Here is a 10,428-nt window from a genome sequence, read left to right as displayed (position 1 = left end):
CGCCGACCCACGTGGGATGGCAGCTCCGGCTCGATCAACTCCCACAACTCATCCGAAATCACACCAGTTCTGAGCACTCATCCATGATCAACCACACCAAACGAAAGAATTGGGAGACACGCCCTAGAACGCCGGGCCGGTGGCGACCTCTCGGTAAGTCGGTCGGGCGTCCGGTTGTCGACCGACCCGCATGGCTCGCCCGCCGTGAGCAGAGGAATCGTGCTGGTTCGAGTCCGGCTTATCCGCCCCGGCGGCGCGACCGCTGGACCTTCCGGCACAATGGTGATAGCGAAATGACGTGCAGGCGTGCCGGGCCATCGTCCTGGACGCCTGGAGACCTCGAGGAGATGAGCATGGCCAACGACGACCACCACGGTCACACACCGGCGGCTTGGGCGGCCGTCATCATCATCGTGGCCGGGTTCGTGGTCGGCGCGATCGGTGTCATGACGTTGACCTGGCAGGTGTTCTGGTTCGGCGGCGTCGGCCTCATGGTGCTCGGGGGTATCGTCGGCAAGGTCATGCAGATGATGGGCCTGGGCGCCGAGCGGCCCGGCTCCGACGACGAGAGTCCGGAGCAGGTCGTCACGCCAGGGCCTGAGGGCCGAGACGGGTAGCCATGGCGGGCGGCCGCGGCGCCGTCCCGGCGGGTTGGCCTTCTGGGCGCCCGTCGTCGATCTCGCTGGGCGGGGTCACGCTCGACATGAGCCGGCGCTGCCTGGCCGGACTGCCCGCCGGCGACGACATCTCGCTGACGCCCCTGCAGACCGCGGTGCTGGCCTACCTGATGAGTCGACCCGGAGAGGTCTGCACCCGGCAGGATCTGATGTGCGACGCGTTGGGATACCCCAATCCGGTCGGATCTCGCACCATCGACGTCCATGTCGCGACGTTGCGGAGCAAACTGCGCGGAACGTTCGAGATCCGCGCGGTGCGTGGCGTCGGCTACGCGCTACACGGGCCATCGAGCTGAACGCGGTCGCCGATGCCACGCTGCGTGCCGATGCCGACGCCCTTTACCTGCGGATCTTCGCGGAGCGTGGAAACAGGGCGGGGGGTGCGAGACCGGGCGTCAGAGTCCGTGGCTAGTCTGGAGCAGCCGAACCACGATGCAGCACGATGCAGCAGATCGCCATGAGGGAATGGATTCGGAGTGCGGAGGGCACGAGTGAGCGTACTCGAGGAGATCCTCGACGGCGTCCGCGCCGATCTTGCCGAGCGCCAGGAGCAGGTGCCGCTGGCTGAGTTGAAGGCGCTGGCCGCCAAGCAACCTCCAGCGCGTGACCCGCTGCCGTTGCTGCGTTCGTCAGGGGTGTCGGTCATCGCAGAGGTGAAACGGTCGAGCCCGTCGAAGGGTTCCCTGGCGGAGATCGCCGACCCTGCGGCCCTGGCCGCGGACTACGAGGCCGGTGGTGCGGCGGCGATCAGCGTGCTGACCGAGCAGCGGCGGTTCGGCGGGTCATTGGACGACCTACGTGCCGTGCGGACGGCGGTGGACACGCCGATTCTGCGCAAGGACTTCATCGTCACCAGCTACCAGCTCTGGGAAGCTCGTGCCGTCGGAGCCGACCTGGCCCTGCTGATCGTCGCGGCGCTGGAGCAGAACGCCCTGGTCAGCCTGATCGAGCGGGCCGAGTCCATCGGGCTGACCCCGCTGGTCGAGGCGCACACGCCGGAAGAGGTGCAGCGGGCGGCGGACGCGGGCGCGCGGATCATCGGCGTCAACGCGCGGGATTTGAAGACGTTGCAGGTCGACCCGCAGACGTTCCACCGGCTCGCTCCACTGATCCCGGACGGCGTGGTGCGCATCGCCGAGTCCGGCGTGAAGGGCCCGCATGACGTGATCGAGCTCGGCCAGGAGGGCGCGGATGCGGTGCTGGTCGGTGAGACGCTCGTGACCGGCAAGGATCCGCGCAGCGCGGTGGCCGACCTGGTGGCCGCCGGCGCGCATCCCGCGCTGAACAACCGCTTCCAGTAAGGCCCCTACCGCCCTACCGCCCCCTGGCCTGGGCTTCTTCACTCGGACCTACTCGATGGGCGCGAGTGAGACCCAGGGCCAGGAGACGGCGGAGGGGTATGTGACTCACCGTGCTGCGCCGCCGCCTACCCGACGACGTCAGCGAGGCGGCTGGAGATGCGCGCGTCGGTGGAGACCGTCGGCGCCTCCCTCGCCACCCAGGGGTCGCCGCCGAAATAGGTGCTGAAGATCTTCTCCGCGGTGCGCGTCGCCAGGGCCTGAGCGGTCAGCGTCGGGTTCGGGCCGCCCAGGCTGTTGGCGAGCGCGGAATTGTCCGCGACGAAGAGGCGCTTGACCCAGCGGGCCTCGGCGTCGGCATTCAGGACCGAGTCGTCCTCGGAGCGTCCCATCCGCATCGACGACTGCACATGCAGCAGCAGCGGCGGCCAGTCCACCCGCACCACTTTCCGGGCGCCGGCGGCGCGAAGCACCTCGGCGGCCTTCCGGGCGACGAACTCCCGATTGGCCAGCGTCCGGGCGGATCGTCGGCGCTGGTGAAAGCGGACCTTGGGGACGGGGCCATGTTCGTCGGCGGGGAGCGCGGACAGAGTCACCCGGTTGTGCGCCTCGACGTCGTCGTCGGTGATCACCAGGATGTTCAACAGCCGGTCGATCCCGTTCATCAGGGCGTCCTTCAGCTCCGGACCGATCATCCGACCGGCCGGGCCGTCCCAGGGTCCCTTCGGTGCCCGTCCGTTGGTGTGGTGCCCGCGGATGCCGCTGTCGGAGAACACGGCGGCGAACTGCTGCAGACCGGGGGTGAGGCCGACGTTCTCCATGCCGCCGCGGCCGGGGAAGTCGGCCCGGGCGGCGGAGGCGGCGCCCTTGCTGGACTCGGTGCGCTCGTCGAACAGGCCGATCATCCAGTCGAAGAAGTGGTCGGTGTATCCGCGGCCGACCCAGCCGTTCGGATTGGGCAATGCGCTGTTCAGCCACAGCCGGGGGCTTTCGGTGCAGCCCCCGGCCAGGACGACGACGGCGGCGTCCTCCCGGTGCACCTCGCCGGTGCTGCCGACCCGCCAGGTGACGCCGGTGGCGACGGTTTCGCCGCTCCGCCGTTCGGTGTGGATCCTGGTGACATAGGCGTCCGCGATGAGTTCGGCGGCGCGCCCGCCGTCGGCCCAGGCGTCCGCGGTGAGCGCCATCGGGACGTAGCTGTTGTCGGTGGAGCGCTTCGCCGCGAGGTTGCGCGGCGCGCCGTGCGGCATGCTGCAGCCCTGCATGCAGTACCCGCAGAACGTGCAGCCGGTGGACTCGGGATAACGCAACCGCGGATCGTCCCGGCCGGTGACCTTGCCGGCCCACCCGCCGGGCTGCAGGATGGCGTTCTGCTGCGGGCGGAAGGAATCCTCGACGGTCGTCTTGGTGGTCTGCACCGGTAGCCCGATGCCCTCACATCCGCGGAAGAAGACCGACTCCTTGGTGCCCATCGCCGCCGTCTGGACCGGCAGCGTCGCCTCCACCCACTCGTAGTACGGCACGAGCTCGTCGTAGCTGAACGGGAACAGGTGGGCCGTGTCGTAGGCGTCCCGGTCCGCGCCGTCGTAGCCGGTGAAGACTCCGGGCATGGCGCGCGGACAGTTGCCGAAGTAGTGCTGCGTGGTGCCGCCGACGCCGGAGAGCTGCCAGATGAAGGAGTTCTGCGGTGTCTCCCGGTACCAGGCAGGCGCGCCGCGGTCCTGCGGGCCGAACCGCAGGAAGCCGGTCAGCGGGTTGTTCGCGTCATTCTCCAGGTGCGTCCACTCCGAATCCGGGTCCGCATGCCGAGGGCCGGCCTCCAGCAGCAGGACGTCCAGGCCGCGCCCGGCCAGCTCCTTGGCGACGACGGGCCCGCCGCCGCCGGCGCCGATCACGATGACGTCGCGCATCACGCACCCACCTCGCTCCGGTCCTGGTAGTAGCCGATGAAGTCGTCCCAGCCGTGCACGACGCCGTCGGGCTGGTAACCGGAGAGCTCCCAGCCGACGGGACGGGCGGTGAGCTCGCGCGTCTGACGGTCGAACACCGCCCACTCGTTGTAGGAGCCGAAGGCGGAGAACTCCAGCAGCGCGCCGGCAAGGAACCGCAGCAGACCGGAGAGCGAGTCGCGCAGCGGCTCGGGGAGATTCGCGTCCAGCAGACCGATCAGGTCGGCGTCCGGGCCCTCCAGCAACTCGAACGCACGGCATTTCTCGTCGAGACTGAGCCGGGCGAACGGCGACGACAACACGCCGGTGACCGACAGCGGATTCACCTGGGTGGCGAGCAGGTTCAGCAGCAGCGCGACCACCAGCGACAGCGGCAGCGTCTGATCGTTGCGCAGGATGACCAGCAGCGCCTGGTCGAGTGTGGCGACCTGGCCGAGCAGGAGCGTGTTCAGCGACGTGGGCAGGGCGATGCCGGTGTCGTCGAGGGCCGTGGTGAGCGCCGCCAGGAGGGGAGTGGAGAGCTGGTCCGGGAACGGCACGAACCCGTCCAGCGCCTCGATGATGAAGTCGGTGCCGCCGGCCTCGATGGCGCCGGGCTCCGGCCGCGGCGTGCCCTGTGCGGCGGAGAAGCGGTCCGGGCCGGGGGAGGTCATCACGACGAGCCCGCTGAGCGTGTCGCGGGAGAGTTCGGACAGGACCGGTCGCAGCAGATCGAGTAGCCGGTCCAGTGCCGCGTCGGTCACGGACGCGGTGTCCGGGTGTGCCGGGGCGGCGGGTGCCGCCTGTGACGTGCGGGCGAGCGTCGTCGCCGGGATCGCGGTGGCGACGGCGGATGTCGCGCCGAGGACGCCGATCCGCGCGAGGAACGTGCGGCGCGCCAGCAAACGGTCCGGCGTGCGCACTGGTTGATCAGGCATGAGCGAACCTTCGGGGTGGGCGGGACGGTGAATCGGCCGCCGCCGGCGCAGCTGGTTGCCAGGGTGGTGCGGCGCGTCGGCGAGAGACGAACACGGCGTAGGCGGCGCCCGGAGGGGGAGCCGCGTTACGCGCGGGTAACTTGCGATGCGGTGAAGCTAGCGAAGCCGCACGCACTGGTCAACGGATCCCTCGACAACTCGACCGAACGGTTGATCGGCCGGCTCAGAAGGCGACGAACATGGGCCATGCATGACATGCTGGCCGGAAACCGGCGTGCGTGACCACGCGCGTCACTGGTCTGACCCGCTGATGTCGCGCGACGGGTGTGCGACTACTGTCTGACAACGTGGATGGACGCCTCTTCGATGGAGCCACCAGTGTCTGAGTCGAGCGTGACGAGCGGTCCGGGCAGCGTCGGCCGCCCAGGCGGTGCCGACCGTCCGGGACGGTTCGGGCCCTACGGCGGACGCTATGTGCCGGAAGCGCTGATCGCGGCGCTGGACGAGCTGGACCGCGAATACCAGTCCGCGGCCGCGGACCCCGCGTTCCAGGCCGAGCTCGACGGTCTGCTGCGGTCGTACAGCGGCCGGCCGACCCCGGTGACCGAGGTGGCCCGGTTCGGCGCCGAGGCCGCACATGGAGCCCGGGTCCTCCTCAAACGCGAGGATTTGAACCACACCGGCTCGCACAAGATCAACAATGTGCTGGGCCAGGCGCTGCTGACCAAGCGGATCGGCAAGCGGCGGGTGATCGCCGAGACCGGTGCCGGGCAGCATGGCGTGGCCACGGCGACGGCCGCCGCGCTGATGGGCCTGGAGTGCGTCATCTACATGGGCGAGGAGGACACCCGCCGGCAGGCGCTCAACGTCGCCCGGATGGAGCTCCTCGGTGCGACGGTGATCCCTGTCTCCACCGGGTCGCGCACCTTGAAGGACGCGATCAACGAGGCGTTGCGGGACTGGGTCACCAACGTGGCCACCACCAACTACGTGTTCGGGACGGTCGCCGGTCCGCACCCGTTCCCGACGCTGGTGCGCGACCTGCAACGCATCATCGGCGTCGAGGCCCGGCAACAGGTGCTGGAGCTGACCGGGCGGCTGCCGGACGCGGTGGCCGCGTGCGTCGGCGGCGGCTCGAACGCGATCGGGATCTTCCACGCCTTCGTCGACGACGCCGACGTCAAGCTGTACGGGTTCGAGGCGGGAGGTGACGGCGTCGCGTCGGGCCGGCACGCCGCGACCATCACCGCCGGTGCCCCCGGTGTGCTGCACGGGGCGCGGTCCTACCTGCTGCAGGACGAGTTCGGGCAGACCATCGAGTCGCACTCGATCTCGGCCGGCCTGGACTACCCGGGCGTCGGTCCGGAGCATTCGTGGCTCAAGGACAGCGGCCGCGCGATCTATCAGCCGGTGGACGACGCCGAGGCGATGGAAGCGTTCCGGCTGCTCTGCCGGACCGAGGGCATCATCCCGGCGATCGAGAGCGCGCACGCCCTCGCCGGGGTGCGTCGCCTCGGTGCCGAGCTCGGCCCGGACGCCGTGATCCTGGTGAATCTCTCCGGCCGTGGTGACAAGGACGTGGACACGGCGGCCAAGTGGTTCGGCCTGATGGAGCAATGACGTGACGAGCGAGTGGAGTGGTCGGCGTAGCGAGGAACGAGCGGAGCCGCCCGCGGAGCAAGCGAGGAGCGGAATGCGACCAGGAAACATGGAGCAATGACGTGACGAGCGAGTGGAGTGGTCGGCGTAGCGAGGAACGAGCGGAGCCGCCCGCGGAGCAAGCGAGGAGCGGAATGCGACCAGGAAACATGGAGCAGGACTCGGACGCTACCGCCCAGCAGGAGGAGAAGTGAACACGTCCGCTGTGTTCGAGAAGGCACGGGCGGAGAACCGCGCGGCGCTCATCGGTTACCTCCCGGCCGGATACCCGAGTGTGGCCGGCGGGATCGATGCGCTGAAGGCGATGGTCGACGCGGGTGTCGACGTGGTGGAGATCGGGCTTCCGTATTCGGATCCGCTGATGGACGGGCCGGTGATCCAGGCGGCGGTCGACGCCGCGCTGCGCGCGGGCACGGATACCACGCACGTGCTGCGCACGGTGGAGGCCGTTGCCGAGACCGGGACGCCGGCGCTGGTCATGTCGTATTGGAACCCGATCGACCGGTACGGGACGGAGCGGTTCGCCCGGGACCTGGCCTCCGCCGGGGGAGCCGGGGCGATCACCCCGGACCTGCTGCCGGACGACTCGGACGAGTGGTTGCCGGCCGCCCGGGCACACGACCTGGACACCGTGTTCCTGATCGCGCCGTCGTCGACGGACGAGCGGATCGCGCTGACCGCCGAGGCGTGCCGCGGGTTCGTCTACGCCGCATCGACCATGGGCGTCACCGGCACCCGGGACCAGGTGGGTGATGCGGCGGCCGGGCTGGTCGCGCGTGCGCGCACGGTCACGCAGACGCCGCTGGCGGTCGGGCTCGGGGTGTCCAACGGCGACCAGGCCGCGCAGATCGCGTCGTTCGCGGACGGCGTCATCGTCGGGTCGGCTTTTGTGCGGTGCATGCTGGAGGCGGATTCGCCCGCCGAGGGGGCGCGAGCCGCCGGTAAGCTCGCCGCTGACCTGGCCGCCGGCGTTCGTCGTCGGTGATGAGGGTGTGACCGATCTGTGATTGTCCGTGCGGAACTCGCCTCGGTGCGGCGGAAGTTGTACCGTCGTCGGTGGTCTTCTCGGCCGGCGGCGGCGTGGCGACGCTGCGGACGAGTCCAATCGGTTGATGTCATTCGGAAAGGCATTCGATGAGCAGCAAGAAGGCGGAGGCCCGTGCACGGGTCCAGGCCATGCGCGAAGAGCAGGCACGCAAGGACCGTGCCCGGGAGCGCATGATGCGCTTCAGCATCGCCGGGGCGGTGCTCGTCGCCGTGGCCATCATTGCCGTCGCGGTGATCAGCAACGACGACGACGGTGGTGACGGTGCGGAAACGGTGCCGACCGCCGTGGCGGGGGACCATCAGGGGATCGTGACCGGTGACTCTTCCGCGCCGGTGGTGATGGAGGTCTGGCTCGACTTCCTCTGCCCGCACTGCGCGGAGTTCGAACAGGCCAACGGCCAGCAGATCGATGAGTGGGTCGAGTCGGGGCAGGTCCAGCTCATCAACTACCCGGTCACCTACACCGGCGGGGTCAATTCGCAGCGTGCGAACAACGCATACGCGTGCGCGGCCGACGAGGGCATGGCCGACGAGTTCCTGGACGCGGCATTCGCGAGTCCGCAGCAGTGGACCAACAACAGACTGGTCGACCTGGGCGACGAGGCCGGCATCGGTGGCGACTATGAGAGCTGCGTGCGGAACGAGACGTACGAGAGCTGGTCGTCGTCGGTGACCGAGGCTGCCAACGGCGTCGAGGAGGTCACGGGTACGCCGACCGTCTTCGTCAACGGTGAGAAGGTCGATGACTGGTCGCCGCAGAATCTGGCGTCGGTGGTCGAGGCGGCGGCCGGAGCCGGGGACACGGACGAAGGCGCCGACAGCGAGCCCACCGAGGGTGAGGACAGCACCGAGGGCGAGGACAGTGACGAGTCCACCGAGGGTGCCGACGGCGAGGAGTCCGCGGATGAGGCCCAGAGTGACGAGGACGGCGGCGCGGGTGATGACTAGCGCCGGACGAGCCGGTACTGTCTCCCCGTGAGTCCGATCTTGCCGGCTGCCGTGCCGACCATGCTGCCCGCGTCGATTCCGAGCCCGAGTGAGGAAGTCTGGCATCTCGGGCCCGTGCCGATCCGGGCCTACGCGCTGGCGATCGTCGTCGGCATCCTGGTGGCGGTGTGGATCGGCAGCCGTCGATGGGTGGCGCGCGGCGGCTCGTCGCTGGCGGTCAGCGACGTCGCTCTGTGGGCTGTGCCGTTCGGCATCATCGGGGCCCGCATCTACCACGTCATCACCGACAACCAGCTCTACTTCGGTGCGGACAGCAGGTACGAGTGGTACGAGGCGTTCTTCGTCTGGCAGGGCGGCATCGGCATCTGGGGTGCGATCTCGGGCGGTGCGCTCGGCGTATGGATCGCGTGCCGTCGGGCGAAGATACCGTTCCCGGCGATGGGCGACGCGCTGGCGCCCGGCATCCTGGTGGCCCAGGGGATCGGACGCTGGGGCAACTACTTCAACCAGGAACTCTACGGACGGCCGACGGACCTGCCGTGGGGCCTGGAGATCGACCCGGCCGAGCGGCCCGAGGAGTATCGTGCCGATCCGGACGTGCTGTTCCACCCGACCTTCCTGTACGAGTCGCTGTGGGCGTTCGGTGTCGCGCTGCTGCTGATCTGGGCGGATCGGCGGTTCAAGCTGGGGCACGGCCGCGTGATCGCGCTGTACGTCGCCGGCTACACGCTGGGCCGCAGTCTCTTCGAGTACTTGCGTATCGACCCGGCCAACGAGATCTTCGGACTGCGGGTCAACCAGTGGGTGGCGGCGCTCGTCTTCATCGGTGCGGTGGTCGGTTTCATCATTTCCGCCCGGCGTCATCCCGGCCGGGAGGCGCCCGAGACGCTGCTGGGCGTGTACGCGGAAAGCGAGTCGGCCCAGGCAAGCGACGACGAGTCCGGTTCCGGCGACGACGAGAAACGGGGCGACGACGACACGTCGGCCACGAGCACGGCACAGTCCGAGGAGACGGCCGCCGGCGATACGGCGTCTGGGGACAGATCGGCCGCCACGACGTCGTCCAAGAAAGACGCGTCGGACAAGGATGCTGCTGACGGTCCTGCAGCCGGCGACGCGTCGTCCGATGATGCCGCCGCCGACGGCGATGCCGCCGCGAACGATGCTCGCGCCTCCGCCGACGATGCCCCCGCCGGCGGCGCCTCAGCCGACCGTGCGTCGGCAGATCATGCCTCAGCCGAGCGTGCTTCGACTGACGACGCCGACAGTCGTCCGCCGTCCGATGGGGAACCGCCCGAAGACGGCGATGGCGACGGCGATGGAGGCGAGGAGTCCGAAGGGACTGCGGAGAAGGCATCCTCGCTTGGTGACACCGCGCGATCGCCGGGCGACGCGCCGGGCGGGGGCACGGCTGCGAGGACCAAGCGCAGTGCCACGCGACCTGGCACCGCCTCGCTGGGTGATGTGGTGCGGGGAGAATCCGCGAGTGACGCCTCCGACGACACCTAAGCGAGCCATCCATAAGTGGCAGCGCTTGTCATCTTCATGGTCATCAGCCGTGACAAGGCCCGTGTGAGGTTAACCCGTTCCTCGGGTGTCGTGTGATGCGTCGTGTGGCTATGTGCCGCGCCGGCCGCCTGTCGTGTGACGGGTCGTGTGGCCATGGGCCGCTGCGCGCCTGCCGTGTGATGGGTCGTGTGGCTGTGTGCCGCTGAATGGCGGTGTCGTGGGGTGGTGTGAGCGGTCGTGGGGCGGGTTGCCGCTGTGGGCGGCTGTTGTTCACACGAGTGTGGGCACGGCTGCGTGGGGCGGCGGAAATGTACACGACTGCCCACACGGCCCGGTGAGAGTGAGCGCCGGCTGAGCTCGGCGGGGCTCGATCAGCCGGTGCGACGTGAGTTCGACGTGTGGCCGGATGTGCGACGTGAGTTCG

Annotated in this window: 9 protein-coding genes; 7 read left to right on the top strand and 2 right to left on the bottom strand. The window is 69.4% G+C overall.

Annotated elements, in window-relative coordinates; genetic code table 11:
- Positions 1–353: 353 nt before the first annotated feature.
- From G1H10_RS18955 to trpC, 3 genes are all read left to right on the top strand, one after another.
- A complete protein-coding gene (locus G1H10_RS18955; protein ID WP_216853420.1) occupies positions 354–617 on the top strand; it encodes an HGxxPAAW family protein in 264 nt (87 codons plus the stop codon).
- Between the two features lie 2 nt (positions 618–619).
- Positions 620–973, top strand: a complete 354-nt coding sequence (locus tag G1H10_RS18950) for a winged helix-turn-helix domain-containing protein (protein ID WP_163740643.1) — start codon at positions 620–622, stop codon at positions 971–973.
- 195 nt (positions 974–1,168) lie between these two features.
- Entirely contained in the window at positions 1,169–1,978 is an 810-nt protein-coding gene (gene trpC, locus G1H10_RS18945; RefSeq protein WP_163740641.1) for an indole-3-glycerol phosphate synthase TrpC, read from the top strand.
- A gap of 125 nt (positions 1,979–2,103) precedes the next feature.
- Here the strand turns inward: trpC and G1H10_RS18940 are convergent, their stop codons facing one another.
- A complete protein-coding gene (locus G1H10_RS18940; RefSeq protein WP_163740640.1) occupies positions 2,104–3,885 on the bottom strand; it encodes a GMC family oxidoreductase N-terminal domain-containing protein in 1,782 nt (593 codons plus the stop codon).
- Positions 3,885–4,841: a hypothetical protein gene (locus G1H10_RS18935; RefSeq protein ID WP_163740638.1), complete on the bottom strand. Its 957-nt coding sequence runs from the start codon at positions 4,839–4,841 to the stop codon at positions 3,885–3,887. Before G1H10_RS18935 ends, G1H10_RS18940 begins: the two co-directional genes overlap by 1 nt.
- A gap of 393 nt (positions 4,842–5,234) precedes the next feature.
- On the opposite strand from G1H10_RS18935, the gene trpB reads away from it, so the two are divergent.
- The 4 genes from trpB (at position 5,235) to lgt (ending at position 10,004) form a co-directional block, all read left to right on the top strand.
- Positions 5,235–6,461, top strand: coding sequence for a tryptophan synthase subunit beta (trpB, locus tag G1H10_RS18930; protein WP_376778638.1), 1,227 nt, complete (start codon positions 5,235–5,237; stop codon positions 6,459–6,461).
- 229 nt (positions 6,462–6,690) lie between these two features.
- Positions 6,691–7,485 (top strand): tryptophan synthase subunit alpha, encoded by a 795-nt coding sequence (gene trpA / locus G1H10_RS18925; protein WP_163740634.1) that lies wholly within the window; start codon positions 6,691–6,693, stop codon positions 7,483–7,485.
- 149 nt (positions 7,486–7,634) lie between these two features.
- On the top strand, positions 7,635–8,495 hold the full coding sequence (locus tag G1H10_RS18920) for a DsbA family protein (RefSeq protein WP_163740632.1): 861 nt from the start codon (positions 7,635–7,637) through the stop codon (positions 8,493–8,495).
- A 27-nt stretch (positions 8,496–8,522) separates the two neighbouring features.
- The gene (gene lgt / locus G1H10_RS18915) at positions 8,523–10,004 is read left to right on the top strand and encodes a prolipoprotein diacylglyceryl transferase (RefSeq protein WP_216853419.1); all 1,482 of its coding nucleotides are present in this window, start codon (positions 8,523–8,525) and stop codon (positions 10,002–10,004) included.
- Positions 10,005–10,428: the final 424 nt, after the last annotated feature.

This window comes from Phytoactinopolyspora halotolerans, from assembly GCF_010550675.1.
GTDB lineage: Bacteria > Actinomycetota > Actinomycetes > Jiangellales > Jiangellaceae > Phytoactinopolyspora > Phytoactinopolyspora halotolerans.
The sequence above is the reverse complement of the archived record's forward strand: the minus strand, read 5'-3'. Positions and strand labels throughout refer to the sequence as shown.